Source organism: Parascardovia denticolens DSM 10105 = JCM 12538 (assembly GCF_001042675.1).
Classification (GTDB): Bacteria; Actinomycetota; Actinomycetes; order Actinomycetales; family Bifidobacteriaceae; genus Scardovia; species Scardovia denticolens.
Map to the genome: position 1 here is coordinate 36,091 of NZ_AP012333.1, position 19,455 is coordinate 55,545.

At 62.2% G+C, this 19,455-nt stretch carries 15 protein-coding genes and 1 pseudogene; 5 read left to right on the forward strand and 11 right to left on the reverse strand.

What is annotated here, in order from left to right:
* Nucleotides 1-44: 44 nt before the first annotated feature.
* The 8 genes and pseudogenes from PSDT_RS00170 to PSDT_RS00205 all read right to left on the reverse strand — a co-directional run bounded on the left by PSDT_RS00170 (nt 45) and on the right by PSDT_RS00205 (nt 9,254).
* Entirely contained in the window at nt 45-1,208 is a 1,164-nt protein-coding gene (locus PSDT_RS00170; protein ID WP_006288427.1) for a CPBP family intramembrane glutamic endopeptidase, read from the reverse strand.
* Nucleotides 1,209-1,333: 125 nt separating this feature from the next.
* Nucleotides 1,334-1,879, reverse strand: a complete 546-nt coding sequence (locus tag PSDT_RS00175; protein WP_006290832.1) for an FMN-binding protein — start codon at nt 1,877-1,879, stop codon at nt 1,334-1,336.
* Between the two features lie 16 nt (nt 1,880-1,895).
* Nucleotides 1,896-2,579 (reverse strand): annotated as a pseudogene (locus PSDT_RS00180) (ABC transporter ATP-binding protein); the annotation flags it as partial.
* A 132-nt stretch (nt 2,580-2,711) separates the two neighbouring features.
* Nucleotides 2,712-3,920 carry an ABC transporter permease gene (locus tag PSDT_RS00185; protein WP_006291355.1) on the reverse strand — a complete coding sequence of 403 codons (1,209 nt, stop codon included), beginning with the start codon at nt 3,918-3,920 and terminating at the stop codon, nt 2,712-2,714.
* Between the two features lie 58 nt (nt 3,921-3,978).
* Nucleotides 3,979-5,316 (reverse strand): ABC transporter permease, encoded by a 1,338-nt coding sequence (locus PSDT_RS00190; RefSeq protein WP_006290830.1) that lies wholly within the window; start codon nt 5,314-5,316, stop codon nt 3,979-3,981.
* A gap of 9 nt (nt 5,317-5,325) precedes the next feature.
* Nucleotides 5,326-6,624: a DUF2318 domain-containing protein gene (locus tag PSDT_RS00195; RefSeq protein ID WP_006288422.1), complete on the reverse strand. Its 1,299-nt coding sequence runs from the start codon at nt 6,622-6,624 to the stop codon at nt 5,326-5,328.
* 22 nt (nt 6,625-6,646) lie between these two features.
* Nucleotides 6,647-7,303: an iron transporter gene (locus PSDT_RS00200; protein ID WP_006288421.1), complete on the reverse strand. Its 657-nt coding sequence runs from the start codon at nt 7,301-7,303 to the stop codon at nt 6,647-6,649.
* A 34-nt stretch (nt 7,304-7,337) separates the two neighbouring features.
* Nucleotides 7,338-9,254 carry an FTR1 family iron permease gene (locus PSDT_RS00205; protein ID WP_006290829.1) on the reverse strand — a complete coding sequence of 639 codons (1,917 nt, stop codon included), beginning with the start codon at nt 9,252-9,254 and terminating at the stop codon, nt 7,338-7,340.
* Nucleotides 9,255-9,525: 271 nt separating this feature from the next.
* Between PSDT_RS00205 and PSDT_RS00210 the strand changes: the two genes are divergently transcribed.
* The 3 genes from PSDT_RS00210 (at nt 9,526) to PSDT_RS00220 (ending at nt 15,033) form a co-directional block, all read left to right on the forward strand.
* A complete protein-coding gene (locus PSDT_RS00210; RefSeq protein ID WP_006288419.1) occupies nt 9,526-10,575 on the forward strand; it encodes an FAD:protein FMN transferase in 1,050 nt (349 codons plus the stop codon).
* A 219-nt stretch (nt 10,576-10,794) separates the two neighbouring features.
* Complete coding sequence (locus tag PSDT_RS00215) at nt 10,795-13,842, forward strand: cation-translocating P-type ATPase (RefSeq protein WP_006290827.1); 3,048 nt, start codon at nt 10,795-10,797, stop codon at nt 13,840-13,842.
* Nucleotides 13,843-13,938: 96 nt separating this feature from the next.
* On the forward strand, nt 13,939-15,033 hold the full coding sequence (locus PSDT_RS00220; RefSeq protein ID WP_006288417.1) for a LacI family DNA-binding transcriptional regulator: 1,095 nt from the start codon (nt 13,939-13,941) through the stop codon (nt 15,031-15,033).
* Nucleotides 15,034-15,097: 64 nt separating this feature from the next.
* Here PSDT_RS00220 and PSDT_RS00225 read toward each other — a convergent pair whose 3' ends face one another.
* From PSDT_RS00225 to dcd, 3 genes are all read right to left on the reverse strand, one after another.
* Nucleotides 15,098-16,192 (reverse strand): alpha/beta hydrolase fold domain-containing protein, encoded by a 1,095-nt coding sequence (locus PSDT_RS00225; protein ID WP_006288416.1) that lies wholly within the window; start codon nt 16,190-16,192, stop codon nt 15,098-15,100.
* 213 nt (nt 16,193-16,405) lie between these two features.
* Entirely contained in the window at nt 16,406-17,200 is a 795-nt protein-coding gene (locus PSDT_RS00230) for a phosphatase PAP2 family protein (RefSeq protein WP_006288415.1), read from the reverse strand.
* Nucleotides 17,201-17,293: 93 nt separating this feature from the next.
* Nucleotides 17,294-17,875: a dCTP deaminase gene (dcd, locus tag PSDT_RS00235; protein ID WP_006288414.1), complete on the reverse strand. Its 582-nt coding sequence runs from the start codon at nt 17,873-17,875 to the stop codon at nt 17,294-17,296.
* A 148-nt stretch (nt 17,876-18,023) separates the two neighbouring features.
* Between dcd and PSDT_RS00240 the strand changes: the two genes are divergently transcribed.
* Together PSDT_RS00240 and PSDT_RS00245 are read left to right on the forward strand one after the other, a co-directional pair.
* Nucleotides 18,024-18,824, forward strand: coding sequence for an alpha/beta hydrolase (locus PSDT_RS00240; RefSeq protein ID WP_006288413.1), 801 nt, complete (start codon nt 18,024-18,026; stop codon nt 18,822-18,824).
* A gap of 70 nt (nt 18,825-18,894) precedes the next feature.
* A complete protein-coding gene (locus PSDT_RS00245) occupies nt 18,895-19,362 on the forward strand; it encodes a hypothetical protein (RefSeq protein ID WP_006288412.1) in 468 nt (155 codons plus the stop codon).
* Nucleotides 19,363-19,455: the final 93 nt, after the last annotated feature.

Below are 19,455 nucleotides of genomic sequence, written 5' to 3' on the forward strand. Positions count from 1 at the left end.
TATTTCAGATTTCAGGCGCGGGAAGGCTGGACCCGCCTCGCCCTTTAGCTCCTCTGATCCGGCAGGACAGCCACCGCAGGCCCGGCCGGAATCCGATAAGAATCCAACCGGTAGGGAGGGACGACGGGTTTGTAGTCGAACCAATGGCGCCATTGGCCGACGGCCAGAACGGTCAAGGCGTAAAGGATCTCTACGGTGACCGTGATGGCGACGCTGCTGGCCTTTTGGCTGAAGGATGAGCCTTTGGAGCCTGAGGTCGGATCGGACAGGCCGCAGAGGTAGGCAATGAAGATGAAAGCGTTATTGGCCGTATGCAAGGCGATGCCCGTCTCCAATCCTCCCGTGAAAAGGACCAGGTAGCCGGCGATAAGTCCCATGCAGGTCACGTCCAAGCGGCCTAGGAGGTCGTACTGGCTATGCCCCATGCCGAACATGAAAGCGGGGATGATAGGGATCAGCCAGGCGAAGCGGGGTTGGATCCAACGGCCGAAAGCTTGCAGGAGAAGGCCGCGGAAGACGTATTCCTCGGCCGCGCACTGCAGGGGGATGACGGTCAGGATGATGACCAAGGACAGGACGACGGCCTGACCGGAGCGATGGACCGGGTACGGTTTGGACGTCAGAAGAGGCAGGGAAATCGTCTCCACAGCCAGGAAGGCGGAGGCCAGCAGCATGGATTTGGCCAGCAGCTTCCATCGCATGCCCCCGTATCGATTGGTGACTGTGCTGATGGGGCGTCCGTCGACCAGGAGGCAGGTGATGATGACCGGGGGGAGGAAGGTGAGGGCGGTGAAGCCGAAATTGATGAGGATGGATATCCAGTTGGTTGGGTCGGCGGGAATGCTGCTGACAAAGGTGTGGTAGGAGTTTCCGCCTTGGATGAGGAAGGGGAAGAGGTAAGCGAAGGAGACCACTCCCAGCAGGCAGACGGAAAGGCCTTCGCATACCGCGATCCAGCCCAAGGCCACGAAAAGGGTCAGGAGCGGCCGCCACCATTGGTAGCCGGCCACGCTGCGCAGGTAAGAGGCGGCGTCGGTGACATGGAAGAAGGCCCGGTCGCCGGGGAGACGATTGGGGTCCCGGCGCTTGCGGGGCCGGGGGATGGGCAGATATGGATGAGGGAAAGCCAAGGGAGGGTAAGGTTGGCCCATGGGCTGATAGACCCCTTGAGCGGCGGGCAGCTGTGAGCCGGGCTGCTGTTGCGGCATCCCAAACTGTTGTATCCCTTGCTGCTGCTGTTGCTGCGGCCCTGTCGGGCTCTGGCTTTGATTCTGATACTGTCCTTGCATCCTCTTCGTATCCTTGCCTGAAGTGAAATCGATTCCGTTAACGCTCAGTCGCCGGTTTGCCCCGTGACCGAGGCCTCCTGACGGACCACATCCAAAGCCTTGTTGAAGGCGTCCGACGTCCAGCTGGCTCCGGCCACCTTGGTCACCTTCAAATCCTTCAGAGGCTTACCCACTATGGTACCCTTGATTTCCTTGATGAAACCCGTTTGGTATTTTTTCGATACCGGGGTCGCCGGATGAGGGGTGACCGTTACATCGGCCACCTTTTGCCCGGAAACGGTGACGGACACGTCGATGGAGTCTTCGCTGGCCGGCCCGTAGATGGCTTTGGAGGCGAACCGTCCGTCTTTGTACTTGCCGCTGTCGGTCGGCAGGGACCGGTTCGGGTCTGACCGGGGGGCGGCTGAGGCGGTCGACTGGCCTGAGCCTGACGCGGGGGAGGAGGATTCCTCGCTGACCCCGGCGAAGTCGTCCTGGGCGGGGACGGCCCGGCTTTCCCCGCAGGCCGTGAGGAGGGGGGCGGCCATCAGGATTCCGACGGCGGCCAGGGCTGTCGCCTTCCGGGCGTCTTGGTTCTTCGAATGGTTCATAGGGTTCATCCTAGCCGTTCCACTTCTCTCCGACCAATTCCCCATGGTTGAGACGGATCTCCCTCTGCCCGCAGGAGGCCACGTAGGGGTCATGGGTGACCACGATCAGGCTGGTCCCCTGCTGGTGGAGCTGGCGGAAAATATCCAGGACGATTTCCTCATTGGCCTCATCCAGGTTTCCGGTCGGCTCATCCGCCAAGACCAGTCGAGGCTGATTGATGAGGGCCCGGGCGATGCAGACCCGTTGCTGTTCGCCTCCGGAAAGCTCCTTGGGCAGGTGGTGGGACCGGTCGGTCAGGCCCACCCGACCCAAGGCGGCCAGGGCCTCCTTTTCGTCCACGACCGAATGGTAGTACTGGGCCACCATGACGTTTTCCACCGCCGTCAGATGCGGGACCAGGTAGAACTTCTGGAAAACCAGGCCGATGACGTTCTTACGGACGTCGGCCAGCTGGGATTGGTCCAGGTCAGCCACATCATGCCCTTCCAGAAGGACCTCCCCCTTGCTGGGCTGGTCCAGGCAACCGATGATGTTCATGAGGGTGGTCTTGCCGGAGCCCGAAGACCCGACGATGGAGAGCCATTGGCCTGTAGGGACGTCCAGACTCAGGTCATCCAGGGCCTTGAGGTCCCCGTAGATCTTGGACACATGTTTGAGCTGCAGGACCAGGTTTTGCTGGGGGTTCTTCTTATCAGCCATGATGGGCCTTTCTTGGTGGATGTTGGATGTCGATGGGTGAGCGGGCTGCCAGGGATCGGATTGCGAGCCTGGCCTTTGGACCGCCGGCTTGGTCTTTTGGTCGTCTGAAAATCCATTCTCATTCATAGGGCCTCACTCATCCCTGAGGACGACGGCAGGGTCTATCTGCGTGGCCCGTTTCACCGGCAGGGCCGAAGCGACTATGGCCACGAGCAGACTGGCCAGCAGGCAGACCAAGGCCAGGGGTAGGTCGAAGCCTATGGTCCTTTGGAAGACGGCCCGGGTCAGGCTCAGCGAGACGGCATAGCCGACGCCGATTCCTAGGACCCCTCCGATCAATCCGTACAAGGCGGATTCGGAGAAGAACTCCCGGGCTATGCTTTTGCTGTCCGCCCCCAAGGCCTTCCGCAGGCCGATTTCGCTGCGTCTTTGGGAGACCAGGGAGGTCATGGTGGTGGAGACGCCCACGATGGTCAGGATGAGGACGACCAGGGAGATGATCCAGAAAAGGGTGGTCAGCATGGCGATGATGGAACTGTTGGCCGTGGAGATCTTCGCCACCTTCTGGGCGGTGACGTTCATGGAGGTCATCTCATTGATACTGGCCGTCACTCGGTCCAGGGAGTCCCCCTGGGCGGAGGTGGAGTATTCCAGCAGGTCGAGGCCGCGCTCGCTGCCGGTGAGGAAAGTCAGAGCGGGGAGGGTCATGTAGATCATGGAGTCTTCGGCTCCGCCGGTATCGACGATGCCGGCTATGGAAAAGGCCTTCCCCTCGTTGGCGTTCGAAGAGTTCGAGACCTCTGGGGCGTCCAAGGAGGAGCTGGCCTGATTTTTGCCGCCTTGGTCTTTGCCGGACGGGGCCCGGTAGCTAATTTTGAGCGTGTTCCCGACGGTCACGGATAGGGTCTTGGCCACGTCCGTCCCCACCAGGATCTGGTCCTTGCCCCGGGGCCAGGATCCCTGCAGGCTCCAGTATTTGTTGAGCTGACGGGTGCGGGTCACGTCCATCCCGGCAACTTGGTAGGAGGCCGAATGGATGCGGACGGTCTCATAGCGGTAGCCGGCCCAGGTGGCGCTTTCCCCGTGGCCGGTGATCATGGAGGTGGTGTGTTCGACCAGGTCCGGGGCTATCCCCTTGGCTGTCCGTCCGGTCCCGTTGGATTTGACGATCAGATTGGCCCCGTAGGACTGCAATTCCTGGGTCATCTGACGAGGAACCAGGAGGCAGACCGACAGGAGGGTGAAGAAGGTGGCCGCTCCGACCAGGCAGGAGACGACCACCATGATCGCCCGCGAGCGCCGGCGGAAAACGGAGCTGAAAAGCATGGTCCAGAAAAACATGAAGGCCCCTCTTTGGTGTCGATTCGTATTCATCCTGCGTCTGTTCGTCATGGTCGATCTACCTGTCATGGAGGACTTGGGCCGGCTGAAGACGCAAGGTCTGCCGCAAGGCGGAGACTGATGCCAGAAGGATGGTCAGGGCCAGCAAGGCGGCCACGAGGGCGAAGACCATGGGACGCACGGCCACGTTGGCGTGGAAGACCAGTCTTTCCACCAGCTGGGACAGGCCCAAGCCGACCATCGAGCCGACGAGGGCCCCGAGGAAGGCCAGCTGGCCGGTCTCCGCCAGGATCAGGCGGGCCACCTCGGAGTTCTTGGCCCCCAAGGCCTTCAGGAGGGCGAATTCCGAAGTCCTCTGCCCCAAGGCCGCCGACATGAGGTTGGCCACGGCGATGGCGGCCGCCACCAGAGTGAGGATGGTCATGACGATCATGACCGCTCGGGTTTTCTGCAGAACCGTGCCTTCCAAGGCGGCCACCTGACGTACCTGTTTGGCCACCGACCCGGGCAGGGCCTCTTCGATCTGATAGGCGATGGAGGAGGGGTAGGCGGTGCAATACCAGGTCTCCCATTCGTCCTGGGAGAGTGCATCCGGGTTCTTGGCCGCCTTGCGGGCCAGGTCGTTCTCCGGGGTCGTCAAAGCCTTGACTTCCACGAAGTCGACCGAATCGGCCAGACCGGTCAGGCCTTGCAGGAGGTCGGACGAGGTCATGAGGGCCTTGTCGTCGTCATCATGGGACTGGTAGATTCCCACCACGGTCACCTTCAAAGGCTGTCGGGAGGCGGTCGAACGGGCAGGCGGAGTCAAAGAGACCGTATCGCCGAGGGAGAGGTTCAGGTCGCGGGCCAAGGCCGAGCCGACCATGGCCTCGGCCGACCCGTCCCGGGCCCAGCGCCCCTGGATCTTCCACCAGGACCGCATGCCGCCTTGGAGACCGGCCCAGGTGTGCTCCCCGGTGGAGATCTTCAGGTCTTTGGCGAACCAGGTGCCGACCACCGGCACGCGGTCGGCCTTCTGGCTGCTGGTCTCGTTGGTGGCGGTCAGGTGGACGTTGAGTTGGGGGGCGAAATTGGTGATGTTGTAAGCCCAGAAGATGGTTTTGATCTTCTGCAGGTCGGATTCCTTGAGGAAGGAGGCCGGATCCGTCGTCGCCGAGGAGGGGGTGTTGGCCGCGCTGGATCCGTAGAGGTCGGCCACGAGGGCGTCGGACCGGGGACGGACGGTGATGTTGGACCCGTAAGTGGACAATTCCGTGGTCAGTTTGTCTCCCACGTCGTAGACGATTCCCAGCATGGCGACGCTGACCGCCGCGGCCAGGGCCACGGTCAGACAGATCAGGGAGCGGGATTTGAGTTGGCGGCTGATGGATGTGTCGATCATTCTCAGGAAAAACATGGCAACCCCTTAGGCGTTCTTGAAGTGGCTGGAAAGGGCGTCCAGGTCGCTGGTCTTGATGGTGATCTTGCCACCTTGGGATTGGTAAGGCAGGGGGATGGGGTTGCATCCGCCTTTGAAACCGATGGTGGCCAGGTTGATGGCCACGTCGCACTTTTTGCAGATGATCTTGCCGTCTTTCTCGTAGTAGCCGGCGTCCCCGCAGTTCTCGCAAGCATCCAGGCCCACCCCGTAGGCCCCGCCGGCCTTCTTGATGATGATGAAACGCATGACCGTTCCGTCGCTGGCCTTGTACTGGAAGCGGTGAAGATGGCCGTCGGCCAACTGGGAGTAGGGGATGATGGCTGTGCCTTCGCTTTGCCGGTACTTTTCTGGAGCGGACAGGACCACCTCCTGATGGGTGAGGGAGACCCCGTAAGTGAGGCTGACCCCCACGAAGAGCAAGGCCACCAGGCACCAGGCGGCGGCCAGAAAAGCGTGGCGGCGGAATTTCCTGCCGATCCGGGCGGCTGCCGCATCCCCCGCCTGGGCCTGCCAAGTCAGGCTTTGCATCCGGCTGGATGGCAGACGGAAACCGGCGACCAGGGCCGCCGAAGCGGGCAGGAGGAAGAGGAAGACCTGGGCCAGGACCAGGGCCAGGTGGTGGTTGATCAGCCAGGCCAGGGTCACGAAGGCCGCGTCCCCCAGGAGGAGGGAGCCGGTGTTGACCAGGATCTGGACCAGGGAGGTGAGGTCCTGAAGGGTCAGCAGAAGGAGGAAGACCAGGGCGGTCAAAGCGAAAAGACGGGGGCTGACGCTGCCGCGGGTGGAGGAGAAGATCCATGCGACGAGACCGGCCCCGGCCACCCCTGTCAGGAAGCCCAAGGACCGCAGGAGCATGGCGGAAGTGAAGGCGGACTCTCCGGTGGCGACGAAGTTGGTCAGCTGGATGATCACATCGGGCAGGTGGATGAAGAAGTCCACGGCCAGACAGACCGCGGCCAGAACGGTGGCGGTGGTCATGAGGGCGGAATCGCCTTCCCTTTTGGCCAGGACCAGGATCAGGCAGACCAGAAGGAGAAGGTCGACGGTTACGCCCACGGTCAGGGCCGGCTGCAGAAGGACGGTCTGCTGGCTGATCACCGCCGTTGACCTGAGGATGGCGAAGACCACCGCCGCCCCCAGGCCCAGGCCGGCTCCACCTAGGAGCCACCGCCGCCGTAAGCGGGAGCGCCTGTCTTCCCCCCTGACCAGGACCGAATCCATGGCCATGAAAAGCAGGAAGGGGGTCAACAGGCCGGACAGGGCCGTGATGAATTGTTGAAGCACTGATATCACCGCTTATCCGCTGTCACCACTTGTGAGGGGTGTAATTCCAATCGAAGCTCGCCTTCAAAGGGGTCGTCCAGAACTCGCCGCTGACCCCCGTCTCCTTGTCCACATGCAAGGCCCAGCCTTTCTCGGCCGGGGAGTGGATGCTCAGGGTGAGGGTGTAACGGCCGGCCTGGTCCAGTTTCACATTGGCCCCGTAGTGGGGGCCGTCGGCTGCGTTCATCTGCATGAAAGTGCCGGAGGCGGCCGTCTTGCCGGTGTCTTTGCTGACGATGGAATACTGGACGGTCAGGTCGGGGACGAACTCGCCTTTGGAATAGCCCAGCTTGTTATCGGCCAAGGCGTGGATGTCCGCTTCCAGGTGGAAGGAGGCTTCGGCCGCGGACAGGCCCATTCCCGACGGTTTCATGTCGACCGGCTGGAAGTAGACCATGGCCACGTTCAAAGGGCCGACTTCCACGTCGTGCCCGATGGGGAACTCTTCAAAGCCCTTGGCCCCGTTGGACGAGCCTTGGGACGAGGATTGGCCCTGCTCCCCGCTGGCCGCGGAGCCCGAGCCTGATGCCCCGGTGGATCCGCAGGCGGCCAAGGCGAAGACCAGGAGGCCGGAGCAGAGGGCGGCGGCCGCCTGTTTCAAGGTGGTGGGGGCTTTTCCTGCTTGGATGGATCGAATCATGATGGTACCTGTATGCCTTTCCGTTTGTTTCTGTTTATGATTTCTTTGTTTTGGTGGATGGGTTTATGGATGGAGTATGGATGTTTCTTCGCCCGGTTCTTCGGCTTGGTCCGCTCTTCGTATGTCTGCGCGCTTTTCCCGATTTCCCGATTCGCCCTTCGGCTGGCCGCTCGGCCGCCTTCAGTCGGTCCCGGGAACGGCGCTGGGCCACCGAAAAACCCATGAGCAGGAGGACGACGACCCCCATGACCACTTGGAAGGCCACCGTTTCCGCATAAGGATAGATGCCCAGGAAGTCGTTGGTGATCCAAGAAGCGTGGTAGTGGCCGTCGACCAGGTCCGCCTCGATGAGCTCATGCAGGCCGCCTCCGGCGAAGATGACCACCATGACGGCCATCAGGGTCGAAGTGATGGCGAAGAAGGGCCGCAGGGGGATCTTGACCGAAGTGAAGCGGATGAGGAGGAAGACGATGACCAGGATGACGGTCGCCAGGCCGGCGCCGCCATAAAGGGCGGAATGATCCCCGTTGGAGACCATCCCGACCAAGGCTTGGTAGAAGAGGACGGTTTCGGCCCCCTCCCGGAAGACGGCCAGGAAAGACAAGGAAGCCAGGGAGAGGATGCTCCCCGAGGTGATCCCTTGTTTGGTTTGGCGTTTGATGTAAGAGTCCCACGAGCTGGTGGACGATTTGTTGAGCATCCAGTTGCTGGTGTAAAGGAGCATGACCATGGCGATGAGGGCAGTGATCCCCTCGATCAGCTCCTGGTTGGATCCGGAGGCCCCGTAAAGCAGGTTGAGGATGACGGCCATCAGGGCGGAGGCGGCCAGGCCGGCGACGATGCCCAGGTAGATCCAGCCCAGCTTGTTCCGCTGGCCGGCTTTGACCAGGTAGGCGATGATGGCGGCCACGACCAGGATGGCCTCTAGGCCTTCGCGGATCAGGATGATGAAGGCCTGCCCGAAAGCCGAAGAGAAGAAACGGGTGAAGAAAGTGGCGACCGGATTGCCCTGATCCCCGGTCCCGCCTTTGTCCAGGATGGCGGCGTCGGTGGAGAGCATGGATTTGAGGGCGTCCACGTCTTTCCTGATGACCGCCCGGCCTTTGCCGGCCACCATGTCTTTGCGGGTCTGTTTGAACTGGTACTCCACGGCCGACACCCGCGATCCGGAGATGACGCTCATGACGGTTTTTTCGAACCCGAGCTTTTCGTAATATTTATAATAAGCGTCGTTGACCAGGCCGGCCCCGGCTTCGCCGTCGCCCTGACGGATCGTTTGGTCGAAGGCTTTGTCCAAGAGGGCGTTCATCTCTTGGGCGATGGAGGACCAGGTCCTGCTTCCTTTGCCTTCGTTTTTGATGGTGGATTTCTCTTCGATCTTCTTGCGTTCGGCCCGGGTGGCGGCCTCCAGGGCCTTGCCATACTCTCGTGGGGAGCCTAGGGACCGGTCGGCGTCCAAGGCCGAGGCGGATGAGGTCAGGCTGGATTCCAAACGGCTGATGGCGGCCTTCAAGTCCGCGGACCGTTTGCCGTCAGTGGGCTGATAGGTGAGATTGATGATGGCGGTGAAGGAGCCGATCTGCCTGCCGCTTTCCGTCCCACCCTGGACCTGTTTGACCGCCCGGGACATGTTCGAGCCCATGTAGTCCCCGTTGTAGGCCTTCTGGGCGGCCGCCTGGGCCGAGGCCGGATCCCGCTTTTGGTAGGCTTTGGCCGCCTGGTCCAGGTCCGAGGAGATGAGGGAGACGACCGACGCCCAAGAAGGGTGGTCGGTGGCTTCGGCCGCCTGGGCGGAAGCGGTCAGCGGGCCAAGGAAGGGGGCGGAAGGAGAAGAAGAGATGAAGGAAAGAAAAAGGGCGATGAGGATGAGGAAGAAAGCCCTCAGCCGAAAAAGGGTCAAGCCGACCCGGGAAATCAGCTGTTTCCTGCTATCAGTGCCCTGTGCGCGCATCGGTCAATCCTCTGTGATGTCCTCGGTTTTTCCTTCCCCGGGCCCAAACCCCGGTCGATGGCCCATCAGGGGCCGGTTCTTTTGAACTTACTGGAAAAAAGCCTGTTTGTAAAGACTTTTTCCGGGGAAATCCCGCAAAGAAGAAAGCCAAGGAAGGTGCAGGAAGAGAATCGAGGCTTCCCCGGCCACGAATCCCATGGCATAATGGGGATGAATCGGCCGGGCTTCCCCGGCCTCCGGTTTCGCCTCGTGGGCGGAAGGAGTCTCTTCAGTGCAGCCAAGAAATCAGGAGATGGGAAGACAGGTCTACTCCTGGTCCCATGCCTTGGGGACCGGAATCATCCTGACCTGCCGGAAGCCCCTCAATACGGCCCAAGTCGAGTCTTTGGGCGCTTTCGTGGAGGAGTTCGAACAGGCCCTCTCCCGCTTTCGCCCCGATTCCCTGGTCTCGGCCATGGCGGACCCTCAAAAGGTCGCCTCCCGGGCGGGGGTCTTCGACTTCCCGGAGTATTGCCGCCCCCTCTTCGACCTGTACGACCGGCTTTTCGCCGCCAGTTGGGGGCGCATCGACCCGTGCGTGGGGGAAAACCTTGTCTCCCTAGGTTATACGGTCTCCTTCGAGTCCATGGACCCGCTCGTCGGGAAGCTCCCCGCCGGCCGGCCCCGGCGGACCAGGTGGGACCGGATCAGGCGGGAGGGAACCCGTTTCAGGCTGACCGGCCCGGTCCATTTGGATTTCGGCGCGGTCGGCAAGGGGTATTTGCTGGATCTTTTGGCCCGGAAACTACAGGGGATGTGTTGTGGGCCTTTCAGCCTGGACGCGGGAGGGGACCTCTGCTTTTCTCCGGATTCCGACCCCGTTTGGACTGCGGGGGAGGGGAAGGGCTCTTCCGTCTTAGTGGCTCTGGAGGACCCGGATGATGCCGACCGGGCGATCGGGCTGGCCCGGTTGGATAGGGAATACGGGGTCTCCTTGTGCGCTTCCGCCCCCAGTCGCCGCCATTGGCAGGCGAGGACGGCCGACGGCCAGCTGATCCGCCTGCACCACATCCTCGACGCCATGGATGGGCTGCCGGTTTCGACCGTCGCCGCCAGCTGGGTCTTGGTCGACGGCCGCGAACCGTATCCCACGGCCTGGGCCGATGGCCTGGCCACCGCCTTGTTCCCCTGCCCTCCCCAGGACCTTCTTGCCTCAGGGGACGAAGGCCGCCTGCCTCCTTTCGATTTCCTCCTCCTGTCCCGGGACGGCGCCGGTCATGACGCCGAATCCCTATCAATCCAGATGTCGCCTGACTTTCCGGCCGAACTTTTCCTGGAATGATCCCGTGAAGAATGACCAGTCAGAAAGGATTCCGGTAGGAAGGACTCCGTCAGGAGAGATCCATCAGGAAGGATGCGGTAAAAATCCGGTAAAATATCAGTTTATCCGCCCGTCGCTCCATCAGGGGAATTAAAATCAGTCCCACTATGTCCATAACCGCGCAACGGACCGGCAGGCGCCCGCCCGTTGACTACTCCGCGGCGCGTCCAGGAGACAACAATGGCAGTCATCCCCAGTGATGAAGACCTGATCGAAGAGACCCCCCAAGGCGACCAAGCGTCGATCGAGAGGAAGAAGCCCATGGATCAGGATCCTTCCATCAGCTCGATAGACCAAGTGGAAACAGCCCTGAAAACCGATAGGAATTTCGGCCTGACATCGACGGAAGCGGCCCGACGGTTGGAGGAATTCGGTCCCAACGAACTGGCTTCGGCTCCGAAGGATCCGGCTTGGAAGAAGTTCCTCCAGCAATTCCGCGACCCCCTGGTCTACCTCCTGCTGGCGGCGACCGCCATCTCCTTCATCGCCTGGATCGTGGAGAAATCCTCCAGCCCGGCCACGGCCGAACCCGTTCCTTTCGACTGCATCGTCATCGTGCTCATCCTCATCGTCAACGCCGTCCTCGGCTACATCCAGGAGGCCAGGGCGGAGCAATCGGTGGAAGCCCTGGCAAAGATGACGGCCCCCCAATCGACCGTCCTGCGGGATGGTCGCGTGGTCACGGTCGACACCACCAGCCTGGTCCCGGGGGACATCCTGGTCCTGGGCGAAGGGGATACGGTCTCCGCTGATGGCCGGCTTTTCGCCGCCGCCAGCCTGCGCGTGGCCGAAGCCTCTCTGACCGGCGAATCCCTGCCCATCGCCAAGAACCCGGAGACCCTCTCCCAGGTGAAGGCCCTGGGCGACCGCCTCAACATGATCTTCAATGGGACCTCGGTCACCCAAGGGACCGGCCGGGCCATCGTCACCTCCACCGGCATGGAGACCCAGGTGGGCAAGATCGCCGACATGCTTTCCCAATCGGATGGCGAAGCCACTCCTTTGGAGAAGGAGATGAACTCGGTCACCAAGATGCTGGGCCTGGCCGTCATCGCCATCGCCGTGGTGGTCCTGGTGGCCCTGTGGCTGATCGAAGGCTTCCATTCAGGCAAAGACGTCATCGACTCCCTCCTCTTGGCCGTCTCCTTGGCCGTGGCCGCCGTACCCGAAGGCCTGGCAGCCATCCTGACCGTGGTCCTGGCCCTGGGGGTCCAACGCATGGCCAAGCATCACGCCATCGTCAAGAAACTGAGCTCGGTGGAGACCCTGGGGTCCGCCTCGGTCATCTGTTCGGACAAGACCGGGACCTTGACCCGCAACGAGATGACGGTGGAGACCATCGTCACCGCTTCCGGCCAGGCCTCCCTGACCGGCACCGGCTACACCCCCGTGGGCGTGCTGGCGGCCGGGGACGGATCCGCCGTGGTCGAAGGGACGGACCTGCATCACGAAATCCTTTCCGCCCTGGCCGACGGGGCCTTGGCCAACAACGCCGCCTTGCGTCAGAACAGGCAAGGGGAGTGGGAGATCGTTGGGGACCCCACGGAGGCCTCCCTTCTGGTCGCCTCCCGCAAAGTCAAGGCCTTGGAGGGGTATCAGGGCTACGAACGCGTGGGGGAGATCCCCTTCACCTCCGAACGCAAGATGCAGACGGTCATCTATCGGGACAAGGCTTCCGACAACCAGCTGTCGGCCGTGGCCAAGGGGGCGCCCGACGTCCTCCTGGCCCATTGCTCCGCCATCCTGGTTGGTCGGGCCGTCCGCCGCCTGACGGAAGGGGACCGGCAGGACATCCTCGCCCAGGTCGAGGACCTTTCCTCCCAAGCCTACCGGACCCTGGGCCAGGCTTACTGTCCTTTGAGGGTCAAGGCTTTGTCGGATGTGGACGGGGTCATCACCGACGCTTCCGGTCGTGTGACCGACATCTCTCAACAGGCCGACGCCGTGGAGCATGACTACATCTGGGCTGGAATGGTGGGGATCATCGATCCCCCTCGCACCGAAGTCGCCGGTTCCATAGCCGAGGCCCACCGGGCCGGGATCCGCACCATCATGATCACCGGGGACCACCCGCTGACCGCCTCCCGGATCGCCACCGACCTGGGCGTCATCTCCGGCGAACCGGTCGCCGAAAAGAACCCCTTGGCTCCGGCCTCGGATTTCTCCTCCGCCCCCTTGGCCCTGACCGGGGACCAGATGGACCAACTGACCGAACGGGGGCAGGAAGCCTTCGATCAGGCGGTCTCCCAGGTGTCCGTCTACGCGCGGGTCGCCCCGGAGCACAAGCTGCGGATCGTGGAATCCCTGCAAAGGCAGGGGAACATCGTGGCCATGACCGGGGACGGGGTCAACGACGCCCCGGCCGTCAAGGCCGCCGACATCGGGGTGGCCATGGGCATCACCGGGACGGAAGTGACCAAGGAATCGGCCAAGATGATCCTAGCGGACGACAACTTCTCGACCATCGTGCAGGCCGTGCGCGAAGGCCGGGTCATCTTCGACAACATCCGCAAGTTCCTGCGTTACCTCCTGTCTTCGAACGTGGGCGAGGTCTTCACCGTCTTCTTCGGGGTGGTCTTCGCCGGCTTCCTGGGCATCACCAACCATGATTCCTCAGGGGTCGTCGTCCCTCTTTTGGCCACCCAACTGTTATGGATCAACCTCCTGACCGACGCCGCCCCGGCGCTGGCCATGGGGGTGGACGGCCAGACCGATGACGTCATGGCCCGCAAACCGCGCAAGACCAGCGACCGGGTGGTCGACGGACCCATGTGGGGGGACATCGTTTTCATCGGCCTGGTCATGGCCATCGTCACCTTGATCGGCATGGACCTCTATCTTCCCGGCGGCATCTTCACCGACACCTCCGCCTTGAAGGCGGCGGGGACCCTCCAGGCCAGCCATGACCAGCAGATGGTCATGGCTCGGACCATGGGCTTCACCATCCTGGTCTTCGCCCAGCTCTTCAACTCCCTGGCCTCCCGGTCGGCCGTGAAATCCGCCTTCAGCAAGATCTTCTCCAACGGATGGCTCTGGGGGGCCATCATCCTGTCCATCGTCCTGCAGCTATGCGTCATCTACATCCCCGCGCTCAACACCGCCTTCGGCACCACCCCTCTCCACTGGCATCAGTGGCTGGAGGCCCTGGGCCTGGCTCTGGGGGTCCTGGTTGCTTCGGAACTGTATAAGCTGGTCCTGCGGGCCTTCGGACGCAAGGCCCAGGCTTAGGCTTTTCTTTGCAAAGTCTTGCAAAACACGCCATGACGGGAGGTGTTTAAGGTCCATCTTGGTATGATGGGAGCCGTTTATCGTTGAGGAGCTGTCATGGTCAGTATTAGGGACGTCGCTAAAAGGGCGGGAGTGTCTCACCAGACGGTCTCGAACGCCATCAATTCGCCCGAGGTGGTGTCCGCTGATACCCGTGACCGCATCCAAGAGGCCATCCGGGAGCTGGGCTACAAGCCGAACGCCTCTGCCCGCCGCTTGCGTTCCGGTCATTCGGACACCATCGCCATCGGCATCTCCACGGGCGAGAACCGGGCTCCTTCCCCTATCTTCGACGCCTTCCTGCACCTGCTGGCGGAACGGGCCAACGAGCTGGACAAACAGATCGTCCTTTACGCCCGCAAGGACGAGGAAGGCGAGCTGGCCCATATCTCCGCTTTGCGCGAACAGTCCGACGTGGGCGCCGTCGTCCTGAACGAGCTGGAAATCGACGACCACCGGCCCCAATGGCTCCTGAACAACGGTCAGCCCTTCGTCCTCTTCGGCCGCCCTTGGGACCTGCCCCAGCCGATAGCCGACCGGATTCCTTGGGTGGACGTGAACGGGTATGCCGGCATCAAAAGCGTGACCAGGAAGCTCATCGATCAAGGCCGCCGCCGCATCGGCTTCATCGGCTGGGATACGGGCACCGGTACCGCGACCGACCGGGAATCCGGCTGGCGCGACGCCATCTTGGAATCCCATTTGGCCGGATGCGACCAAGATCTGGATACTTGGTCCATCGGCACCCAAGAGTCGGTTGAGGCTGGTATCGAGGCCGCTTATGAGCTTTTCAGCCGGCATGACACCCCGGACACCTTCCCGGACGCGATTGTCTGCGCTTCCGACAGCCTGGCCGTCGGCGCCCTTATCGGCCTGTCCCGGGCGGTGGAGAGGGACTACATCCTCAGGACCAACATCATCAGCCTTCCACATGCCATCCAGAGGATGATCGTCGTCACCGGCTTCGATGATTCAGCCCTGTCCCGGGTCTATTCCTTCCCTTCCGTGCATCAGCCCCTGGAAGAGGTGACCCGGCTGCTTTTGGACATGATCGTCGATATCACCACAGGCGAAAAAGTGACGGACGACCCCCGTTGGCACCGGCTCTTGGAGCCGCGCGTGGTCTGGCGGGTCCGCAAAGACATGTACTGATGTACAGATATGCGCTGATATGCACTGACACGTACTGAGGCTTGTATGCGCTGAGGCTTCGGGCCTACCGGGCCAGCTCCGAAAGCATGTCGGCCATGAGCCGGACCGCCTGCCTGCCTTGCGGCAGGGGGAGGAAGGGGTAATCGTGGAGCATGCCGGCCTCGGTGAACAGGCGGGTGGTGATTCCGGCCTGCTCGCACCGTTGGGCGTAAGAGGCCGCATCCGGGTAGAAGAGGTCGTTCTCTCCGATGAAAATCGTCAGATCATGCACCGGCGTCAGAGCGGCCAAATCCTCATCGGAAGCCAGGGACGGGCTCAGCAGGGGGTCGGCCGGGTCGTCATCCCCGGCCCAACATTCCCCATCCGCGATGAGAGCTTGGGCTGATTGGGTTTTGTCTTTCCTCTCGTATTCCTTGACCTGGGGGTGGGACATGGTCAGATCCAGCCAAGGGGAGATGAGGACGACGGAAGCCGGCAAAGGCAAGCCTTCCTTAGCCCAGATACTCATCAAACCCATGGCCAGGGCGGCGCCGGAGCTATCGGCCAGAAGGATGATGGCCCGATCGGGATGATCGGCCTGGTAATGGCGGTAGATCTCCGTCACAGAGGAGAGGCTTTCCTTGGCCGTGTGGAAAGGCATCCGGGGGAATTCGGGGACCAGGGCCTGGCCCTTGAGCATGCGGGTCAGGCGGAAAAGGAGGCGGGCCTGGTGGGGGGAGAGGGTGCTGAGGAAAGTGCCCCCATGCAGATACAGCAGGGTCAGGCCGCTGTCGGCTTCCTCTCCCCGATTCCCTTCCACTTCCTCTCCCTGGTTCTCTTCGAGGGAGCTGACTGACGACTGGGCAGGGCCGATCCGGTAGGTGACCATGCCTTCGGTGCGAGGGTCGTTGCCGTCATCGTAGACGGTGACCCGGGGGTTGCGCTGGAGGAAGCCCGGCTCCCGATAAGGCTTTTCGCCTTTGCTACGAAGGGATTCCAGGTAGGCTTTCTCCTGTTCGTAAGTGCGATGGGGGAAGAGGAGGGATTTGACGGCGACGATGGCTCCGGCTCCGGCTCCCGCGGCCAGGCCGGCCAGCAGGGCGGACTGCAGAATTTTCCTTCCATTCAAGGGATGGGACGCAAAGGGATGGGATGAAGACGGACGGGATGGCTTGCCCATGGGACCTCCTCCAAAGAGCGTTTTCCCTCATTGTAGGACCGGGGGAACCGGTTTGGAGGTCGGTGTGTTCCGGTGGACGAAAGGCCATGAAAGAAAGGCCAGAGCCCATAAGTCGGATCTCAGGGGTCGAGAGACCTGGGCCGGGGCCATAGAACCGTAGGCCCGTGGGTCCGTAGGCATGCGGCCCTGCGGAGTCGCGGAAGGGTGGAGCCGTCAGCGGTGGGAAGAGGCGACCCGGGGCCGCCGGCGCTCCTGGTGGCTCTGCCCTTTGCTCTGATGTCCCTGTTCGTCCTCGGTCTCCAGGGCCTCCTGCCTCTTATCCTTGAGGGGCCCCAGCAGATATTTGGCGGCCAGACCCACGATTCCCAGCCAGAAGATGCCCAGGATCCACCCGGCCAAGACATCGGTGGTCCAATGCTGGCAAAGGACGATACGGCTTAGGCCGACGAAGAGGGGCATGAGAACGCACAGGACGGTGGCCCAGATGCGTTGCGTGGCGGTCAGGGCCGAGTAAAGGACGATGATGGCCAAGGTTCCGTAGAGGACCGTGGAATTGACCGAATGGCCGGAAGGGAAGGAATAGGGGTCTTCGACCGTCCCCACCTGGTAGGTCGCGGCAGGCCGGGCGCGATGGACCAGATGCTTGATGATCCAGGTGATGATGGCGGAACCGATGATGGATCCGACCAAGAGGTAGGCCTGGACCTGGTGTTTGGTCAGCCAGAAGGCGGCCGCCGCCAGAATGACGATGATGACGGTCGCCACGGTGGAACCAATCGTGGTGAACAAGCGGGAGACGGCCACCATGGCCCCGGTCCTCAAAGAGGCCATGAGGGTGACTACGCTGTGATCCATGCCCGAGGCCGCCCCGGTCGCGATGAAGAGGGAATCGGCCAGGAAGAGGATCATACCCGCGATCATGAAGATCAGGGGAACGGTGGTACGCACGGGATGGTTGCTGGAATCGTGCTGGGAGAAGTAATCGTTGTAAGGGACCCGCAAAGTCATGGAAGCCTTCTTTTGGATGGAGGGGGTTGATTGATGGTCGAGCCTGCCGTCAGGATTGGCGAACGGCCGGGCTTCGGCGCGGACCGGCCGGCTTTACCGGCTGACGTCCGCCTTGTAGAAGTTCTCGTAGGAACGGGAGGGGGTCGGCCCCCGCTGGCCCTGGTAGTGGGAGCCGTTCTCGGACGTGCCGTAGGGGTGCTCGGCCGGGGAGGAGAGGTCGAAGAAGCACATCTGGCCGATCTTCATGCCCGGCCACAGTTTGACCGGCAGGGTGCTCACGTTGGAGAGTTCCAGGGTGATATGGCCTTCGAAGCCGGGATCCACGAACCCGGCCGTCGAATGGGTGAGGATGCCCAGTCGGCCCAAGGAGGATTTCCCTTCCAAGCGGGCGGCTATGGAGGAGTCCAGTTTCACGTATTCCCAGGTCGACCCCAGGATGAACTCGCCCGGGTGGAGGATCCATGGCTCGTCCGGATCCACCTCGAACTGCTCGGTCAGGTCCCCTTGGTTTTCGGCCGGATCCACATAGGTATACCTATGGCTGTTGAAGATGCGGAAGAATCGGTCCAGCCTGACGTCGATCGAGGCCGGCTGGACCATGCTGTCGGTCCAAGGCGTCAAAGAGATGCGGCCGCTGTCATGGGCCTTTTTGATGTCGCGATCGCTCAGAAGCATGAATCCTCCCTGGTATGAACTACCCGCGGATAAGGCGGACTTCTTGCTGACAAGTTTAACCAAGCGCACGGTCAAGCCCTGGCATCTGGCTTTTTCGCCTTCCCCATCATCCCTTTTTATCCACCGGGCGGGCTGCTATCCTTGAACTATGACGAGTTTTGAGGATATCGAGCCCGGGCGACCGTCGTCGGTCGTTTCCGGCCATTATGGGGACCCTGTGCGGGTGGAGGAAGCTCAATGGTCGCGCGGCCGGGGGATGAACAACCCTCGCCGCCCCCTTTTCATCCTCCTGCATGGATGGGGGTCCAACGAAGGGGACATAGCCGATTTCTTCTCTTCCTACGTCTCCCCTTTCAGCGATTTCGTCTCTTTAAGGGCCCCTCTGACCCTGCTGGATCCGTCCGACAACCCCTTCGCCGATGATCCCGCTTACGGATCAAAGCCCGGCCTCCCCCAGGCCTTCCAGACCGGGGCTTTCAGCTGGTACCACGAATCCGTCCCCCAGGGGGAGGACTTGGACCGAGACATTTACCAGGCCGCCCGGGCCGTGGACCAGTGGGTGGAGGAATCCATACCGCCGGAACGCGAAGTGATCCCCTTTGGCTTCTCCCAGGGAGGGGCCCTGGCCGTCCATCTCTTGCGGCTCAACCCAGCCCGCTACTCGGCCGCCGTCTGCCTGTCCGGCTTCCTGGCCCCGGGTTCGGTCCCCCACACCCATCCGGGGGATAAGGAGCTGACCCAACGGGCCCCGGCCGTCTTCTATGGTTACGGTTTGGCCGATGACCTGGTCGCTCGTTTCGAATCATCGGCCTTGTCCGCCTTCCTGGAAGAGAACACCTTCCTGAAAGTGAAGGAATACAGCGGCTTGGACCATGCCGTCTCCTTGGATGAATGCAACGACATCCGCCAATGGCTGATGGACATCGGCGCCTCCAGCGGGGTCATGTAGGCGGATGGCCCCGGCTCCCCGTGAACCTATGGGCCCTGGGAATTAGAGGGATTTGGATAGACTACCAAGTATGAACTTAATCGGCGTCGGCATTGTCGTTTTCTGGGTGGTCGTGGTCCTTGCCGTCTTGGGCTATGTCTTCTGGCAGGCCCAACGTGAGTCGAAGAAAAGCGGGCTTTTCTCCGGAATCGGCACAGTGGAACACGTGTCGGGTCCGGATGACGACGAAGGCAAGCCCCAGGTGGGAAGACTGGCCGGGCAACCCATGTCTTTCGCCCCCCGACCGGGAGTCCGCGAAAGGGCCATGGAGGAAAGGGAGCGGACCTCCCCCGAATCCACCATGGAATCCCCGGTCTACTTGGGCAAAGGGTCGACCGCCGTCTCCGTCAGAACCGTCCAACCCGCGCCTCAGCCAGCCCAGCAATCCCCGGATCAAGGCCCGGCTCCGACCCCGGGGGCGGAAGAGTCCGGGGACTCGGAGGAGTTCTCCAGCACCTTCGACCGGGTCATCCGCCTGGATGATGACGGCCGACCTTGAAAAGACAGGCGGGGAAGAACTAGGCTGGGAGTAACAGGCTATTCGTCCGAAGCCGGAAGCCCCCGCGGGGGCGGATATGAAAAATGTGAAAGA

Bases quoted from the DNA above. Each gene is read 5' to 3' on its own strand.
- PSDT_RS00170 (WP_006288427.1), bottom strand. From the start codon at position 1,208: ATGCCGCAACAGCAGCCCGGCTCACAGCTGCCCGCCGCTCAAGGGGTC.
- PSDT_RS00175 (WP_006290832.1), bottom strand. From the start codon at position 1,879: ATGAACCATTCGAAGAACCAAGACGCCCGGAAGGCGACAGCCCTGGCC.
- PSDT_RS00185 (WP_006291355.1), bottom strand. From the start codon at position 3,920: ATGTTTTTCTGGACCATGCTTTTCAGCTCCGTTTTCCGCCGGCGCTCG.
- PSDT_RS00190 (WP_006290830.1), bottom strand. From the start codon at position 5,316: ATGTTTTTCCTGAGAATGATCGACACATCCATCAGCCGCCAACTCAAA.
- PSDT_RS00200 (WP_006288421.1), bottom strand. From the start codon at position 7,303: ATGATTCGATCCATCCAAGCAGGAAAAGCCCCCACCACCTTGAAACAG.
- PSDT_RS00205 (WP_006290829.1), bottom strand. From the start codon at position 9,254: ATGCGCGCACAGGGCACTGATAGCAGGAAACAGCTGATTTCCCGGGTC.
- PSDT_RS00215 (WP_006290827.1), top strand. From the start codon at position 10,795: ATGGCAGTCATCCCCAGTGATGAAGACCTGATCGAAGAGACCCCCCAA.
- PSDT_RS00220 (WP_006288417.1), top strand. From the start codon at position 13,939: ATGGTCAGTATTAGGGACGTCGCTAAAAGGGCGGGAGTGTCTCACCAG.
- PSDT_RS00225 (WP_006288416.1), bottom strand. From the start codon at position 16,192: ATGGGCAAGCCATCCCGTCCGTCTTCATCCCATCCCTTTGCGTCCCAT.
- PSDT_RS00230 (WP_006288415.1), bottom strand. From the start codon at position 17,200: ATGACTTTGCGGGTCCCTTACAACGATTACTTCTCCCAGCACGATTCC.
- dcd (WP_006288414.1), bottom strand. From the start codon at position 17,875: ATGCTTCTGAGCGATCGCGACATCAAAAAGGCCCATGACAGCGGCCGC.
- PSDT_RS00240 (WP_006288413.1), top strand. From the start codon at position 18,024: ATGACGAGTTTTGAGGATATCGAGCCCGGGCGACCGTCGTCGGTCGTT.
- PSDT_RS00245 (WP_006288412.1), top strand. From the start codon at position 18,895: ATGAACTTAATCGGCGTCGGCATTGTCGTTTTCTGGGTGGTCGTGGTC.